This window comes from Streptomyces sp. NEAU-174 (genome assembly GCF_052665095.1).
In genome coordinates, this window is the sequence record NZ_JBQTCE010000002.1 from 801168 (window position 1) to 818608 (window position 17441).

Consider the following 17441-nt stretch of genomic DNA (forward strand, 5'->3'; position numbering starts at 1 on the left):
CAGGAGGGACCATGACCAAACGCGGGAAGGCCACGGCAAGACGCGCAGGCACAAGAGGCACCGGGAAAGCGCGGCGGTTCGCGCTCGTCGCCGCGGCCACGGCCGCCCTTGCGGGGTTCTCCGCCGCGCCGTCGCCCGCGGCCACGCACGGCGCGGCGCACACCGAGCGGGCCTGGGCCAACTGCCCCAATGGATACGTGGGTCTGACGTACGACGACGGGCCGAACCCGGGGTCGACCCAGGCGCTGCTCAACGCCCTGCGCGCGGGTGGCGCGAAGGCCACCTTCTTCATCTGGGGGCAGCACGCCGACCAGTATCCGGATCTGCTCAGGGCCGAGCAGACGGCGGGCATGTGGATCGCCAATCACACCACCTCGCACCCCCATCTCACCCAGATCGGCGAACCGGCGGCGTACAACGAGATCGCGGGCGCCCAGAACACCATCAAGCGCATCACCGGGCAGACACCCACCCTGTTCCGGCCGCCCTACGGGGAGACCAACGCGCAGGTCAGGGCCGACGAGGCCCGTCTCGGGCTGACCGAGGTGCTGTGGAGCGTGGACTCCCAGGACTGGAACGGGGCCGGCACGCAGCAGATCGTCCAGGCCGCCGCCACCATGCGGGCGGGCAGCATCATCCTGATGCACGACGGCGGGTACCAGACCACCGTCGCCGCCGTGCCGCAGATCCTCAGCGGGCTCGCGGCACGGGGGCTGTGCCCCGGCAGGATCACGGCCGGGGCGGGTGGCGGCGCGGTCGTCACGGCTCCCTGAGCGCCGTATCCGGCTGACCGCTTCCGGCCGCGTCGCGCGGCAGCGGCCGCGGGCCCGTCCCGGTGTTCGCCGCGCCACCGGCGCCCCCGTGTTCGCCACCGCGGCAGGCGGTGCGCGACGGGGGCGCCGGCAACAGGCGCTGGAGCAGCGGGCCGGTCATCATCGTGGTGACCACGGCCATGGCCACCATCACGGTGAAGACACGGCCGTCGATGACACCGAGGCCCAGGCCCACGTTGAGCAGGACGAGTTCGGTGAGCCCGCGCGCGTTCATCAACACACCGAGGGTGACGGCCTGCCGTGGGGTGGCCCCGGTGAGCCGGGCGGCGGCCGCGGCACCGATGAACTTGCCCGCGCAGGCCACGACGAGCACGGCGAGCAGCATGGCCAGGCCCTGGCCGCCGAGTCCCTGGAAGTTGACGGACAGCCCGGTGACGGTGAAGAAGACCGGGAGCAGCAGCAGGCTCGACTGCTCGATGCGCGCGGGCACCTCCGGGGTGTGGGCCTCGAGCAGGCGGCGCGGTACGACGGCGCCGAAGGCGAAGGCGCCGAACACGGTGTGCAGCCCCATCGCGTCGGTGGCCCAGGCCGACAGCAGCAGACCGCTGAAGACCACGCCTTGGACCAGTGTGCTGTCCCGGTTCCAGGACCGCTCGGGCGCCAGCAGCCGGTGCAGCGCGGGCCTCACCACGTACAGCATGCCGACGACGAAGAGGGCGGACAGCAGCGCCATCCGGGCGAGCGGCCAGGAGCCGTCGGCGTTCACCACGACGACCACGACGGCGAGGATCCCCCATGCCAGCAGGTCCTGGAGGGCGGCGCAGGCGAGCGCCATGGTGCCGATGCGCTCCCGGGCCAGACCGTGGTCGGTCAGGATGCGGGCGAGCACCGGGAAGGCCGTGATGGACATGGCCGCGCCCAGGAACAGCGCCGGGCCCAGCAGCCCCATCCGCCCCTGCTCGGTGAGTCCCCAGGACGCGAAGGCGACGGCCAGGCCCGTGCCCAGGGCGAACGGCAGGGCGACGGAGCTGAGCGAGATCGACACCACCTGACGGCCCCGGCCACGCAGCTGCGCCACGTCGAGGTGGTATCCCACCCCGAACATGAAGAGCACGAGGCCCAGTTGGGCCAGCAGCTGGAGGAAGGGGCGGGCCTGGTCCGGGAAGAGGACCGCGGTCGGATTCCCGGGCAGCAGCCCCAGCAGACTGGGCCCCAGCATCAGGCCCGCGGCGATTTCCCCCAGCACCGCCGGCTGCCGCAGCCGCTGGGCGATCCGCCCGCAGACGACGGCCGCGGGTACGACCACGGCGAGGCCGATCAGCACATCACGGATGGTCTCTTCCAGCGCACTGCCACTCATGGCCATGGCCCTCCCCCGTCACCGGTTCCGCCCAGTTTCGGCGAGCCAACTCCCTTACGGAAATGTGCACTTGGACGTCTGGACGCGGGGCCGACGCCGATCGCGTCCGACCACGGCCCTACGTCCGTTCCCCTGTTTCGGGCAGGCCGAAGCCCGGCACCGGGACGGGGGATTCACCACGGTGCCGGGCGGCTCGGTTCAGACCGTACGCAGCGCCTCCGTGGGTGGCATCCGGGCCGCCCGCAGGGCGGGCAGCAGCCCGGCGATGGCGCCGATGGCCACGGCCGCGCCGAGTCCACCCGCCCAGGCGAGCACCGGGACCACGGTCTCCCAGCCCTTGACGCCCGCGTAGACGAACGTCGCCAGCGTGCCCAGCACGACCCCGACCGCGCCACCGAGCATGGCGAGCAGGATCGCCTCGGAGAGGAACTGGAGCCGGATGGTGCCGCGGGTGGCGCCGAGCGCCCGCCGCAGTCCGATCTCCGAGCGGCGTTCGAGCACGGAGATCACCATGGTGTTGGCGACGCCGATGCCCCCGACGAGCAGGGCCACCGCCCCCAGCCCGAGGAACAGTCCGTCCAGCGCCGACCGCGCGGCGGCCCGGGCCTCGAGCGCCGCCGACGGCTGGGTGACGCTGACCTCGCTGGGGTTCTGCGGGTTGGCCGTGGCGGCCAGGACGTTGCGGACCTCCTTGACCTGGTCGGTGTCCGACCGTACGTACACCGTGGAGGGGTGGCCGTCGAAGTCCAGGTACTTCTTCGCGGCCTCGTAGCCCACCAGCACCGCCGAGTCGATCTCCGGTGTCAGCTTCGCGGGCTTGAGCACCCCGGACACGTAGAACCACTGGCCGCCGACCCAGATGCGCACGCCCGGATGGATCCGGGAGATGCCCAGCCGGCTGGCGGCGTCCCAGCCGAGGACGGCCACCGGCTGCCGCGCGGTGGCGGCGTTGAGGTATCGGCCCTGAGCCATCGAGGTGCGCACCGCGGCCGGGAGGCGCAGGCTGGCGGCGTTCACCGAGAGGGAGTTGGTGTTGAGGGTCGGGATGTGCGGGCTGCGGTACGCCTCGGCGTCGGTCTTGCCGGTGCTCTGCACCGCCTCGACCGGGCCGATCCGGGAGATCATGCCCGGCGCCTCGACGGGGAGCTTGGCGTCCCCGCCGCCCAGCGACTGGCCCGGAGTGACCTTCAGCAGATTGGTGCCCAGCTTGTCGATCTCGGCGAGCAGCCCGGCCTGCGAGGAGGACGACAGCCCGAGCACCGCCACCATCGCGGCGACGCCGATGGCGATGCCCAGCGCCGAAAGGGCGGCCCGCATCCGGCGGGTGCGCAGGCCCACGCTGGCGGTCCGGCCCAGGTCGGCGGGGTGCAGCCGGCCGGGGGCGGGGGCCGTGGAGGTCATGGCAACCGCCTCTCGATGTCCAGCGGGTCCTCCGCCGACATGACGTCCGCGACGATGTGGCCGTCGAGCACCTCGATCCGGCGTGGCAGCCGGGCGGCCAGCTCCCGATCGTGGGTGATCATGACGATGGTGGTGCCCTCGGCGTTGAGCTCCTTGAACAGCTTGAAGATCGCGGCACCCGCGACGCTGTCGAGGTTGCCGGTGGGCTCGTCGGCCAGCACGATCGCCGGATCACCGGCCAGGGCGCGGGCGATCGCCACCCGCTGCCGCTCGCCACCCGACAGCTGCGACGGCCGGTGGTGGATCCGGTGGCTGAGGCCGACCCGGTCCAGCGCCGCGGCGGCCGCCGACAGCCGGGCCGGGCGCCGGACGCCCGAGTACAGCATCCCGTCCGCCACGTTCTCCAGCGCCGTGGCGTGTTCGGCCAGGAAGAACTGCTGGAAGACAAAGCCGATCCGGGTGGCGCGCAGCCCGGCCAGCGCCCGGTCGGACATCGCGGCCGCGTCCTCCCCCACGACCCGTACCGTGCCGGAGGTCGGCCGGTCCAGGGTGCCCATGACCTGCAACAGGGTCGACTTGCCGGAGCCGGAGGGGCCCACGATGGCCACCAGATCGCCCCGGTGGATGGTGAATCCGGCCCCGTCCAGCGCCACGACCGGGGAGGCGCCCGGATAGACCTTGGTCACGTCCTCCAGTTGCAGGACCGCCTCGCCGCCGGTCCGGACGTCGACCGGCCGCGTCTCGGTCTCCACGCCGGTCATGACGCGGGCACCGCGATCTTCTGGCCGACCTCGAGTCCGGCGCCGCTGACTTCCACCTTGCCCTCGCTGTCGTCGAAGAGCCCGGTGCGCACCGGGATCAGCTTGTGCTTGCCGCCCGCCTCGACGACCTCGACCGCGTAACCGCCTCCGGCGAGCGCCAGCAGCGCGTTCACCGGCACCGACAGCACGTCCTTCACGGTGTCGGAGACGATGGCCACCTGGACGGGCGCCTGGTCGAGCCCGCCGGTGGCCTTCGGATCCTTCGGCTTGATCTGCACCTCGATGGTGGTCTTGTCGTCGGCCTGCTTCGCCACCTTCCCCACCGACGACACCTCGCCGTCGGTCGACTTGCCGTTGGGGAGGGTGATGGTCACCTTGTCGCCGACCGCCACTCCGGTCTGCTGGCTGGCGTTGAGCTCGACGGTCACCTGCCGCTTGGTCGAGGAGACCTGGAGGACGCTCTGCCCCTGCCCGGCCGGGCCACCGCGTACGGCCCCGGCCTTGATGACCCGGACCTCCTCGGCGGGCAGGAACACCGCCTGCCCGAGGGACAGTTCACCCGTCTCCTTCAGACCGACGTCCTCCTGGAGCTCCTTCAGGGCGTAGTACGTCTGCATGCTGAAGTAGTCCGAGTCGGGGTCGATCTGTGCCTTGGTGGCGTACTTGAGGCTGACGAGCGCGGCGTTGAGCTGCCGCACATCGGCGCCCTCGGCGCCGTAGGCCAGATCGCGGTAGACCGGCTCGGCGGCGCCCTGGAGCATCACCACCGGCTTGCCGCTCACGCGGTAGAGCACCTTGCCCTGGCTGATCACATCGCCCACGGCGGGCAGCTTGGTGATGGTGCCCTTGGCGTTGTTGACCACGTCGTACGAGCCCGCGTAGCCGAGCGTCCCGTTCTCCAGGGTGCGGGCCGACAACGACCCCTGGGTGACCTTCGCCAGCCCCGTGGGGGCGCTGGTCCTGGTCGACGAGTCCTTCTCGGACTTCTTGAACGGATCGGCCACGACGACGCCCGCGCCCGCCGCGACCACGATGGCCACGACGACGATCGCGGTCAGTCCACGCCGCTTGCGCCGCGCCGGTGGTGGCGCGCTCTGCCGCTCCGGGGGGCTCGCTTCCTCGTCCTCGGTCGGGCTCTGGGTCGCACTCACGCCGAGCTCCCACCGGGCTTGTTGGGCTCCATGTTGCGCAGGGACTCGGGCTGGTACTGCTTGCAGGCTTTCTCCGCCTTCTTGAACTGCGGAGTGGTCGGGTCGACCTCCAGCTTGAAGCCACCGCTCTCGTCCGGGTCCGGGAAGCTGGGCACGCCGTTCTTGCGCATGCACTTGGCGTACTTGAGCTTGTCCTCGGTCGGCCACACATCGCCCGGACCGCCGCCGCCTTCCTGCGGGGGCGGGGCCGGCATGTACTGCTTGCAGGCCTTCTCGGCCTTCTTGAACTCCGACGACTGCGGGTCGATTCCGGTGCCCATGCCCTCACCGGGCTTCGGGTCCTTGAAATCGGGCAGGCCATTCTTCCGCATGCACTCCGCGAATTTCAGCCCGTCCCCTTGTGCGCCGGCCTCCGGCTGCTTGGACTGTGAGTTCTTCCCGGAGCCCACGCTGGCCACGCTCTTATCGGGCTCGTCGTTGTCGCCACAGGCAGTGGCGAGCAGGGCGACCCCGGTCAGCAGCGCCGCCAGTGCGGTGGTGCGCCGCAGCCTCTTCTTGGGTGCGGCACTGCCAACCGACGGCCGCTCCGTGATAACCACCATGCCACTGTCCCCATTCCTTCGGGATTTCCTGTACCTCCTGTTTTAGCGAGGGGGCGGTTTCGCCGAGGTTTCAGTGGGGGTTACGGGAGGAGATGTGCGGGGCCTGGCGCGCCGGGGCAGGCGGAGGCTTCGGGACGCCGGGCAGGCGGAGGCTTCGGGCCGCCGGGCAGGCGGAAGCCCCAGGGCACCGGGCAGGCGGAAACCCCAGGGCACCGGGCAGGCGGAGGCTGCGGGCCGCCGAGCAGGCGGAGGCTTCGGGCCGCCGGGTATGCGGAAGCCTCGGGCCGCCGGGCAGGCGGAAGCCCCGGGCAGGCTGAAGCCTCGGGGCGCCGGGCAGGCGGAAACCCCGGGCCGCCCGGCACGGGGAAGCCTCGGTTACCGGGCAGGCGGAAGCCCCGGGCCGCCGGGCAGGCGGAGGCCCCAGCGCGCCGGGCAGGCGGAGGCCCCAGGGCCATCCGGCATGCGGAAGCCCCGGGCCGCCGTACCGGGTGGTTCGGCGGGCCGGGGCGGAGGAGCCATCCGGCAGGACACCGGGCTGAGCATCGGGCGGGGTTACGCCGGACCCGGCGCTCCCGCGGGCAGGTTCTGCCGGCAAGCCTTGTGGGCGTCCCGGAACTCGGGCGACTTGACGTCGATCCCGGCCTCCTCGGGGGCGAAGCCGCCGCCCTTTGGGTCGGGGAACTCGGGCACGCCGTTCTTCCGCATGCAGTTCACGTACTTCGTCAGATCGGGCATCCCACCGGGCGGCGGGGAAGCCCGGCGCCCTTCCGGCATCAGACGCTCGCAGGCTTTCTCCGCCTTCTTGTACGCATCGCCCTTGACGTCTATGCCGCTGCTCGGGTCCAGCAGAATGGAGCCGTCCGCGGCGGGGTCGGGAAAGTCCGGCACGCCATTGTCCCGAAGGCATTCGACGAAGGCCATGCTTTTGGCCTTCTTGTCCCCCGCCCCCGCGCTCCCGGAGGACTTCGGGGAATCGTCGGAGCCGAGCGCGAAACCCAATCCGCCCGCCACCATCGCGATCGCGAGAGCGGCCCCCAGCGAAACGAGCAGAATACCCAATCTGCCCTGGCGGCGCGTGCCCTCGGGCGGCTCACCCGCGGCCGCGTTCTCCTTCTCGTCCATACTCTCTCTCCACCCTCTCCCTAATTCTTCGTCAGCAGCTGCGCGGAAATGAGCCGACCGATCGTTTCGAGGGGCTCTCCGGTGAGCATCCCGTCGTGATCGGAGGCGATCCGGACCGGTTCGATATGCCCGTCGACGTACGGCGCCCAGCTGTCCGGAGCCAGCGGCGCGGGGGCCGACGCGGGCCGACCCTCCGTGGCGACGAAGAGCAGCAGTTCTCCGCGGAAGACGCCGGGCGTGTGGTGCTGGAGGAGCCGGTTGTTGTTGGCGTTGACCCTCTGGATCTCGGAGAGCATCCGCACCCGCTTGGGCCGACCGCCGCGGGGCCCTTCGGTGGGTCCGTCGGCAGGCCCGTCAACGGGCTCGCCGGTCGGCTCCGCCTCGTCTACACCGGGGTAGCCATCGAGGCTGACCAGGAGGTCCACCGTTTCGCCCTGCTGCTGGAGCAGCGCCGCCATCGCATGGGCCACGGTGCCACCGAACGACCAGCCGAGGAGGTGATAGGGCCCGGCCGGCTGCACGGTCCGGATCCTCGCCACGTAGTCCGCGGCCATCTCCTCGACCGTCCCTGGCAGTGCCTCATCCGTGCCGAAGCCGCGGGCCTGCAACGCGTAGACCGGCCGGTCCGGCGGCAGGTGGTCCGTGAGTTCCGCGTAGCAGCGCCCCAGCCCGGTGCTCGGGTGGACGCAGAACACGGGCGACCGGTCGCCTTCGGTCCGGAGCGGCAGCAACAGGCCGGTGGCGTCGGAGTCGGTGCGGACGGTGCCGTCCTTCGCACCGTCGAGCAGCCGGGCCACATCGGCCACCGTCGGGGCGGTGAACAGCGCACGGATGCTGACCTCGGCACCGAGGACGGCCCGGATCTGGGCGATCAGCTTCATCACCAGGATCGAGTCGCCACCGAGCTCGAAGAACGACGCCTCGGCGCTCACCACCTCCTCCAATCCCAGCACCTCGGCGAAGAGGGCACACAGGCGCTCCTCGGTGGGCGTCTCCGGGCCACGCCCGGCCGTTGCCGCGCCGGTGAAGTCGGGAGCGGGAAGAGCGGCCCGGTCCAGCTTGCCGTTCACCGTGATGGGCAGCGCGTCAAGCGCCACAAACGCGGCCGGGACCATATAGTCGGGCAGCCGATCAGCGAGAAACGCCCGCAACTGGGACACATCCACCGAGCCATCCGGCACGATGTAGGCCACCAGCCGCTTGTCCCCCGTACGGTCCTCCCGGGCGATCACCGCCACCTGACCAACACCCTGGTGAGCGGCGAGAGCGGTCTCGATCTCACCGGGCTCGACACGGAAACCACGCACCTTGACCTGCTCGTCCACGCGACCACCGAAGACAAGCTGGCCGTCCGCGGTCCACTTGGCCAAGTCACCCGTGCGATACATCCGCCCACCCGTGAACGGACACGCGACGAAGCGCTCCGCGGTCAGCCCGGGGCGGCCGAGATAGCCACGTGCAAGGCCCGGACCCGCGACATACAGCTCACCCATCACGCCTGCGGGGACGGGGGCGAGACGCTCATCGAGGACGAACGCCCGGGTGTTGGTGAGGGGCCGCCCGATGGGCACCGGGCCCGAGGCGGACGCCTCCAGGGGCTCACTCATCGTCGCGCACACGGTGACCTCGGTCGGCCCATACGCATTGACCATCCGCCGCCCCGGCGCCCACCGCTCCACCAACGACGGCGGGCACACCTCACTGGCCACCACCACCGTGCCCAAACTCTCGGGCAACTCCTCCACCGTGGCCAGCACCGACGGCGACACCGTCACATGCGTGACGCCCAGCGCCGTGGCGGTCGCGCCCAGCGAGCCGTTGGGCGGGAGCATGTCCTGGTCCGCCATCACCAGGGCGGCGCCCGAGAGCAGCGCCATGAACAGCTCCCACACCGAAGCGTCAAAGCTCAACGACGCCAGCTGCAACACCCTCGCATCAGCACCCACCGCGAACCGCTCGACCTGCGCAGCCGCCAGGTTCCCGATACCGCGATGCGTCACCGCCACACCCTTCGGCCGGCCCGTCGACCCCGATGTGTAGATCACGTACGCCACGTCGTCCACGCTCAGGGAGACCACCGGCGCCCGGGGTGCCTTCGCCACCACGGACTGATCCCACACCAGGCACTCGACCCCGTCCGGAACCAACCCCCGAGTCTCCTCGGAGCACACCACCAGCACCGGCCCGGCATCCTCGATCATCCACCCGATCCGCTCCACCGGATACGCCGGATCCACCGGCACAAACCCCGCCCCCGCCTTGGCAATCCCCAGCAACACCGCCACCACATCGGCCGACCGCTCCAGGACCACCGCGACCAGGTCACCGCGCCCCACACCCCGCGTGGCCAGCACCCCCGCCACCCGATCCGACCGATCCCGCAGCTCCGCGTACGACCACTCCTCACCACCAGCGCCCACCACCGCCACCGCATCCGGTGACAGCTCAGCCCGTGCGTCGAACAACTCAGCCAATGGCCGCACGGGAACGTCCCGCTCGGTGGCGTTCCATCCCTCCAGCACCCGGACCCGCTCCGCGCCATCGAGCACCGCGAACTCACTCACCCGAGCGGAAGGGTCGGCCGCCACCTGGTCCAGCAACCTCGCCAGCCGCTCGGCCAGCCCCTCCACCGTCCGTTCGTCAAAGAGGTCGGTGGCATAGAGGAACGCGCCGCGGATCCCGCCCGGATTGCCGTCGCCATCGCGGTGCTCGGCCAGGTCCAGGGCCAGATCCACCCGCGCCGAAGCCTCCGTCCCCGACTCGAACGGACGCACCCGCAACCCCGGCAGATCCCACAACCGCCCCTCACCCGAAGGCGCACTCTGAAGCCCCAGCGACACCTGAAACAGCGGATTCCGCCCCAACGACCTCACCGGATTGAGATCCTCCACCAACCGCTCAAACGGCACATCCTGATGGGCATACGCATCCAGATCCGCCTCCCGCACCCGGGACAACAACTCCACGAACGTCGGATCACCACTCACATCGCTCCGCAACACCAACGTGTTGACGAAGAACCCCACCAGCCCGTCCAAGGCCGCATCCCCACGACCCGCCACCGCCGTACCGACCGGAATGTCCTTCCCCGCACCCATCCGCGACAGCAGTGCGGAGATGGCGGCGTGTATCACCATGAACATCGTCGCCCCGCCCCGTTGGGCGAGTTCCGTGAGCCGAGCGTGGGTTTCCGCGGTGATGGCGATCGGCACTTCGCCACCGCGGAAGGACGGCACCGCCGGCCGGGGCCGGTCGGTCGGCAGGACGAGCTCCTCCGGCGCACCGGCCAGCGCCTCACGCCAGTAGCCGAGCTGACCACTGATCACACTGTCCGGGTCCTCCAGATCACCCAGCACCTCACGCTGCCACAGCGCATAGTCCGCATACTGCACCGGCAACGGCTCCCACCCCGGCGCACGACCCGCCCGACGCGCCGCATACGCCACCCCGATCTCCCGACCCAACACACCCATCGACCAACCATCCACCGCGATGTGATGCGCCACGATCAACAACACATACTCCGACGACCCCGTCTTCAACAGCCGCGCCCGCCACGGCAGATCAACGCTCAGATCAAAGCCCCGGGCGGCATAGCCGCCGAGCACCTCCCGCAGATGTTCCTCCGCCGTCTCCACCACGATCAGCGGCGGCCGACCCGCCTCGCCCGCCAGCACATGCTGACGCGGTTCACCAGCGGTCTCGGGAAAGACGGTACGCAGACTCTCGTGCCGGTCGGCCACGTCCCCGAGCGCCGCCTCCAGAGCAATCCTGTCCAGCTCACCGGAGAGCCGGAGCGCCAGCGGGAGGTTGTACACCGCACCGTCGCCGACGCCTTCGAGCCGGTTGAGGAACCACATCCGCTGCTGGGCGTACGACAGTGGCAGCACCTCCGGGCGCGGCCGGGCGGTCAGCGCCTGCTGGGCGGTGCCGTCCTCCGCACCGTCGAGCAGCCGGGCCACGTCGGCCACCGTCGAAGCGGTGAACAGCGCACGGATGCTGACCTCGGCGCCGAATGCGGCCCGGATCTGGGCGATCAGCTTCATCACCAGGATCGAATCGCCACCGAGCTCGAAGAACGACGCCTCGGCGCTCACCACCTCCTCAAGGCCCAACACCTCCGCGAAGAGGGCACACAGGCGCTCCTCGGTCGGCGTCTCCGAGCCACGTCCCGCCGTTGCCGCGCCGGTGAAGTCGGGAGCGGGAAGAGCGGCCCGGTCCAGCTTGCCGTTCACCGTGATGGGCAGCGCGTCAAGCATCACAAACGCGGCCGGGACCATGTAGTCGGGCAGCCGGTCAGCGAGGAACGCGCGCAATTGAGGCACATCCACGGCGTCATCCGGCACGATGTAGGCGACCAGCCGCTTGTCCCCCGTACGGTCCTCCCTAGCGATCACCGCCACCTGACCAACACCCTGGTGAGCGGCGAGAGCGGTCTCGATCTCACCGGGCTCGACACGGAAACCACGCACCTTGACCTGCTCGTCCACGCGACCGCCAAAGACGAGCTGGCCGTCCGCGGTCCACTTGGCCAAGTCACCCGTGCGATACATCCGCCCACCCGTGAGCGGACACGCGACAAAGCGCTCCGCCGTCAACCCGGGACGACCGAGATAGCCACGTGCAAGGCCCGGACCCGCGACATACAGCTCGCCCAGCACCCCCACGGGGGCCGGTTGGAAACGCTCGTCCAGCACATAGACAGCGGTGTTGGGGTTCGGACGGCCGATGGGCACCGGGCCCGAGCCGGACGCCTCCAGCGGCTCGCTCATCGTCGCGCACACGGTGACCTCGGTCGGCCCATACGCATTGACCATCCGCCGCCCCGGCGCCCACCGCGCCACCAACGACGGCGGGCACACCTCACTGGCCACCACCACCGTGCCAAGGCTCTCGGGCAACTCCTCCACCGTGGCCAGCACCGACGGCGACACCGTCACATGCGTGACACCGAACTCCGCCACCACCTCGCTCAACGACCCATTGGGCGGAAGCGTGTCCGAGTCCACCATCACAAGAGCAGCGCCCGAGAGCAGCGCCATGAACAACTCCCACACCGAAGCGTCAAAGCTCAACGACGCCAGCTGCAACACCCTCGCATCAGCACCCACCGCGAACCGCTCGATCTGCGCAGCCGCCAGGTTCCCGATACCGCGATGCGTCACCGCCACGCCCTTCGGACGGCCCGTCGAACCCGACGTATAGATCACATACGCCACATCGTCGACATCCACCGAGATCGCGGGCGCGGACTCCGCCACCACGTCCGCCGCATCCCACACCAAGCACTCCACCCCGGCCGGAACCAACCCCCGAGTCCCCTCCGAGCAGAGGACCAACGCAGGCGCCGAATCCTCGACCATCCACCCGATCCGCTCCACCGGATACGCCGGATCCACCGGCACAAACCCAGCCCCCGCCTTGGCAATCCCCAGCAACACCGCCACCACATCCACCGACCGCTCCAACACCACAGCGACCAGATCACCGCGCCCCACACCCCGCGCGGCCAACACCCCCGCCACCCGATCCGACCGATCCCGCAGCTCCGCGTACGACCACTCCTCACCACCAGCGCCCACCACCGCCACCGCATCCGGTGACAGCTCAGCCCGTGCGTCGAAAAGCTCACCCAACGGCCGTACGGGAACCTCTCGCTCGGTGGCGTTCCACTCCACCAGTACCCGCGCCCGCTCGCCCGGGCCCAGCACGGCGACCTCACTCACCCGAGCCGCAGGATCCGAGGCGACCTGCTCCAGCACCCGCACCAGACGCTCGGCGAGCACCTCCACCGTCCGTTCGTCAAAGAGATCGGTGGCATACAGAAACGCGCCGGCAATCCCGCCCGGATTGCCATCGCCGTCGCGGTGCTCGGCCAGGTCCAGGGCCAGATCCACACGTGCCGAAGCCTCCGTCCCCGACTCGAACGGACGCACCCGCAACCCCGGCAGATCCCACAACCGCCCCTCACCCGAAGGCGCACTCTGAAGCCCCAACGACACCTGAAACAGCGGATTCCGCCCCAACGAACGAGCAGGATTAAGGTCCTCCACCAGCCGCTCAAACGGCACATCCTGATGGGCATACGCATCCAGATCCGCCTCCCGCACCCGGGACAACAACTCCACGAACGTCGGATCGCCACCCACATCGCTCCGCAACACCAACGTGTTGACGAAGAACCCCACCAGCCCGTCCAAGGCCGCATCCCCACGACCCGCCACCGCCGTACCGACCGGAATGTCCTTCCCCGCACCCATCCGCGACAGCAGCAGCGCCAGCGCCGCCTGGACGACCATGAACATCGTGGCCCGCCCCCGCTGGGCGAGTGCCACCAGCCGGGCGTGGACCTGCGGGCTCACCCTCACCGGCATGGAACGGCCTCGGAAGGAGGACACAACGGGCCGGGGCCGGTCGGCGGGCAGGACGAGCTCCTCCGGCGCACCGGCCAGCGCCTCACGCCAGTAGCCGAGCTGACCACTGATCACACTGTCCGGGTCCTCCAGATCACCCAGCACGTCACGCTGCCACAGCGCATAGTCCGCATACTGCACCGGCAACGGCTCCCACCCCGGCGCACGACCCGCCCGACGCGCCGCATACGCCACCCCGATCTCCCGACCCAACACACCCATCGACCAACCATCCACCGCGATGTGATGCGCCACGATCAACAACACATACTCCGACGACCCCGTCTTCAACAGCCGCGCCCGCCACGGCAGATCAACGCTCAGGTCAAAGCCCCGGGCGGAGTGCGCCGCCAGGACCTGCGGCAACTCCTGCTCCGTCGTTTCCACGACCATGAGCGACGGTCGGCCGGCGCCACCCGCCAGCACGTGCTGCCTCGGTTCGCCATCGGTCTCGGGAAAGACCGTACGCAGACTCTCGTGCCGGTCGGCGACATCCCCGAGCGCCGCCTCCAGAGCACCCCTGTCCAGCTCACCGGAGAGCCGGAGCGCCAATGGCAGGTTGTAGCCCGCGCCTTCGCCCACGCCTTCGAGGCGGTTGAGGAACCACATCCGCCGCTGGGCGTACGACAGCGGTACGGAGTCCGGCCGGGGGCACGGCACCAGCGCGGGGCGGGCCCGGCCCTCCGCGCTGCCTTCTTCCTCGATACGGCGGGAGAGGAGGGCGACCGTGGTGGCGGTGAAGAGCTCACGGATGGTGATCCGGGTGTTGAGCACCGCCCGGACCCTGGCAATGAGCCGCATCGCCAGGAGTGAGTCACCGCCGAGCTCGAAGAACGAGGCGTCGGCACTGACCCGCTCCACGCCGAGCACCTCGGCGAAAAGCCCGCAGATGATCTCCTCGGTCGGGGTGGCCGGACCCCGACCCGCCACGGCGACTGTGGCATCAGGCGCCGGAAGCTTCGCGCGGTCCAGCTTGCCGTTGACCGTCAACGGCAGCGCATCCAGTACGACGACGGTCGGGACCATGTACTCCGGCAGCCGGTCGGCCGCGAACGCGCGTACGGCCGCCACGTCCAGCTCCCCGTTGGGGACCACGTACGCGACCAGCCGCTTGTCCCCCGGCCCGTCCTCCCGGACCACGACCGCGGCCTGCGCCACGCCCTCGCAGGCAGCCACCACCGCCTCGATCTCACCCGGCTCGACGCGGAAACCACGCACCTTGACCTGCTCATCGACACGCCCCGCGAAGACCAGATCACCGTCAGCGGTCCACTTCGCCAGGTCGCCACTGCGATACATCCGGCCACCCGGCACAGCGAACGGGCAGGCAACAAACCGCTCTGCCGATAGCCCCGGCCGACCGATATAGCCCCGGGCCAGACCCGCACCGGCGATATAGACCTCGCCGACCACGCCAACAGGCACCGGCCGCAGGAACGGATCCAGCACAAACACCTTGTTGTTGGGCAGCGGCCGACCGATAGGGGGCGCAGCCTCCAACCCGGCCTTCAGCTCGGTCGCGGTAGCGGTGGTGATGACGGTGGCCTCGGTCGGCCCGTAGGTGTTCCACACCCGCGCACCCGCAGACCACCGACCAGCCAGCTCCGCACTCAACCGCTCCGCACCCAGCACCCAGTTCCGCACACCCGGCACGGCATCCGGATCCAGCACCCCGAGCAGCGACGGCACCACGCTCGCCACCCGCACCCCACACCGGCCGATCATCTCCGCCAACGCCCGCGGATCCTTACGCTCCTCCGCACTCGCCACCGCCAACGTCCCACCCGCGGCAAGGGTGACCACCACATCAAGAACAGCGGCGTCAAAGCTGAACGACGCGAACTGCAACGCCACCACACCCGCGTCCATCCCCAACACCGGACGCATCGCCTCGGCCAAGTTCGCCACGCCACCGTGAGCGACGGCCACACCCTTCGGCCGCCCCGTCGAACCCGACGTATAGATCACATACGCCAACTGGCCCGGGACGATGACCGTCCCCAACGGCTCCGCCGAGAAGGCATCGGCACCCTCAAGAAGGACCGCGCGAGCATCGCCGAGCGGGACGCCATCGAGGCAATCGACCGTGCCCAGGACCACCTCGGCCCCGCTGTCCGCGATCACAAAGCCCAGCCGGTCGGCCGGATACTCCGGATCCAACGGAACGAACGCCCCACCCGCCTTCCACACCGCCAACTCCGCCACCACCATGTCCACCGACCGCGCCAGACACAACGCAACCCGCGACTCCCGACCCACCCCCACAGCACACAACAACTGCGCCAAGCGATTCGCCCGCCGGTCCAACTCCCCGTACGACAACACCTCTTCACCGCACCGCACCGCCACCACATCCGGCGCCGCCGCAACCCACCCCTCAAACCGCTCCACAACCGAACCACCAGGCAGCGCAGCCTCCGTGGCATTCCACTCCGCCACCACCCGCGACCGCTCCACCTCCCCCAGCACATCCAGCCGACCGACCAACGTCTCCGGATCGGCCGCCATCTGCCCCAGCACCCGGAGTACCTGGTCGACCATCCCCTGGGCCGTCTCCTCGTCGAACAGGTCCGGCCGGTAGCTCAGCCGCATGCCCAGGCCGCCGCTCGGGCCGACCACCAGGCCGAGCGGATAGTTGATCGACTCCCGGAGCCCATGCTCGGTGAACTTCAGGCCGCCCGGTCCGCGTCGATCGGCCTCATCGCCCAATGGCTTATCGGCCGATGGCTTGTCGGCCGATGGCTTGTCGGCCGATGGCTTGTCGCCCTGCGGCTTCCGCGCGTTCGTGCCCGAGGGGAAGCTCTCGAACGCCATGATGGTGTCGAACGTCGCCCCGGGCCCGGCCTGCCGCTGGATATCGCTGAGGCTCAGATACTGGTAGTCCACCAGCGCCGCCTGCTCGGCCTGGAGCTCCGTCAGCAGTTCGGCCACCGACTGCGCCGGGTCGAAGCGCACGCGTACGGGCACGGTGTTGATGAAGAGCCCCAGCATGCTCTCCATGCCCGGCAGGTCCAGCGGCCGTCCGGCCACGCTGGCGCCGAACACCACATCCCGTCGGCCGGTCAGCTTGCCGACGACGAGAGCCCAGGCGGCCTGAACGACGGTGTTCAGGGTGAGGCCGTGGAAGCGGCGCGTCAGGTCGCGCAGCGCCTGGTCCAGCTCCTTGCTCGCCCTGCCGGACACCATGGCGGAGTGGGCCGGCGCCCCGTTGTACTCGGCCGGTGCCACCAGCGTGGGCTCATCCGCCCCGGCCAGCGTCTTCCGCCAGGCCGCCATGGCTTCTTCCTTGTTCTGGCGGGCGAGCCAGGCCAGATACTCGCGGTACGGGGTGACGGGCGGCAGACCGTGTGCGCTGCCCCCGGCCTCGTAACACGTCCACAACTCCCGCATCAGCACCGGCAGCGACCACCCATCCAGCAGGATGTGATGCAGCGTCACCATCATCCGGTACTCATCCGGCCCGACCTTGACCAGCAACACCTTCAGCAACGGCGGCACCGCCAGATCGAAACGCCGCTCCCGCTCCTCGATCCCCAACCGCTCCGACTCGGCACGGGCCGCTTCCGCCTCCAGGCCGGACAGGTCCTCCTCCCGCCACGGCAGGGTCACCCGGCGCATGACGAGCTGGACCGGGGCCCCGGAGGCGCGCCGCTGGAAGCCCGCGCGCAGGCTCTCGTGGCGGTCGAGCAGCGCCTGCCAGGACGCCCGTAGCACCGCGGAGTCGAGCTTGCCCTCCAGGCCGGTGATCATCTGCTCGACGTAGACGTCGATGCCCTCCTCGTCGTACACCGCATGGAACAGCAGGCCCTCCTGTAGCGGCGACAGCGGCCATACCCCCACCAGAGCGGAGTCGGTCAT

8 protein-coding genes are annotated in these 17441 nt (G+C 70.3%); 1 reads left to right on the top strand and 7 read right to left on the bottom strand.

Annotation, left to right across the window (positions count from 1 at the left end; genetic code table 11):
* Positions 1-11: 11 nt before the first annotated feature.
* On the top strand, positions 12-773 hold the full coding sequence (locus ACT2CW_RS08295; protein WP_414082662.1) for a polysaccharide deacetylase family protein: 762 nt from the start codon (positions 12-14) through the stop codon (positions 771-773).
* On the opposite strand, the gene ACT2CW_RS08300 is transcribed toward ACT2CW_RS08295, so the two are convergent.
* The 7 genes from ACT2CW_RS08300 to ACT2CW_RS08330 all read right to left on the bottom strand — a co-directional run bounded on the left by ACT2CW_RS08300 (position 760) and on the right by ACT2CW_RS08330 (position 17441).
* Positions 760-2133, bottom strand: a complete 1374-nt coding sequence (locus tag ACT2CW_RS08300; RefSeq protein ID WP_445516088.1) for a cation:proton antiporter — start codon at positions 2131-2133, stop codon at positions 760-762. The genes ACT2CW_RS08295 and ACT2CW_RS08300 overlap by 14 nt on opposite strands.
* 198 nt (positions 2134-2331) lie before the next feature.
* Entirely contained in the window at positions 2332-3534 is a 1203-nt protein-coding gene (locus ACT2CW_RS08305) for an ABC transporter permease (protein ID WP_182469548.1), read from the bottom strand.
* The gene (locus ACT2CW_RS08310) at positions 3531-4295 is read right to left on the bottom strand and encodes an ABC transporter ATP-binding protein (protein ID WP_445516089.1); all 765 of its coding nucleotides are present in this window, start codon (positions 4293-4295) and stop codon (positions 3531-3533) included. Before ACT2CW_RS08310 ends, ACT2CW_RS08305 begins: the two co-directional genes overlap by 4 nt.
* The gene (locus ACT2CW_RS08315; RefSeq protein WP_445516090.1) at positions 4292-5446 is read right to left on the bottom strand and encodes an HlyD family efflux transporter periplasmic adaptor subunit; all 1155 of its coding nucleotides are present in this window, start codon (positions 5444-5446) and stop codon (positions 4292-4294) included. The genes ACT2CW_RS08310 and ACT2CW_RS08315 overlap by 4 nt, the downstream gene beginning before the upstream one ends.
* The gene (locus ACT2CW_RS08320) at positions 5443-6048 is read right to left on the bottom strand and encodes a hypothetical protein (RefSeq protein WP_445516091.1); all 606 of its coding nucleotides are present in this window, start codon (positions 6046-6048) and stop codon (positions 5443-5445) included. The genes ACT2CW_RS08315 and ACT2CW_RS08320 overlap by 4 nt, the downstream gene beginning before the upstream one ends.
* Positions 6049-6600: 552 nt before the next feature.
* On the bottom strand, positions 6601-7170 hold the full coding sequence (locus tag ACT2CW_RS08325) for a hypothetical protein (protein WP_164431773.1): 570 nt from the start codon (positions 7168-7170) through the stop codon (positions 6601-6603).
* A gap of 20 nt (positions 7171-7190) precedes the next feature.
* Positions 7191-17441: an amino acid adenylation domain-containing protein gene (locus ACT2CW_RS08330; protein WP_445516092.1), complete on the bottom strand. Its 10251-nt coding sequence runs from the start codon at positions 17439-17441 to the stop codon at positions 7191-7193.

Coding starts and splice junctions, on each gene's coding strand:
- ACT2CW_RS08295 (WP_414082662.1), top strand. CDS start 12: ATGACCAAACGCGGGAAGGCCACGGCAAGACGCGCAGGCACAAGAGGC.
- ACT2CW_RS08300 (WP_445516088.1), bottom strand. CDS start 2,133: ATGAGTGGCAGTGCGCTGGAAGAGACCATCCGTGATGTGCTGATCGGC.
- ACT2CW_RS08305 (WP_182469548.1), bottom strand. CDS start 3,534: ATGACCTCCACGGCCCCCGCCCCCGGCCGGCTGCACCCCGCCGACCTG.
- ACT2CW_RS08310 (WP_445516089.1), bottom strand. CDS start 4,295: ATGACCGGCGTGGAGACCGAGACGCGGCCGGTCGACGTCCGGACCGGC.
- ACT2CW_RS08320 (WP_445516091.1), bottom strand. CDS start 6,048: ATGGTGGTTATCACGGAGCGGCCGTCGGTTGGCAGTGCCGCACCCAAG.
- ACT2CW_RS08325 (WP_164431773.1), bottom strand. CDS start 7,170: ATGGACGAGAAGGAGAACGCGGCCGCGGGTGAGCCGCCCGAGGGCACG.
- ACT2CW_RS08330 (WP_445516092.1), bottom strand. CDS start 17,441: ATGACCGACTCCGCTCTGGTGGGGGTATGGCCGCTGTCGCCGCTACAG.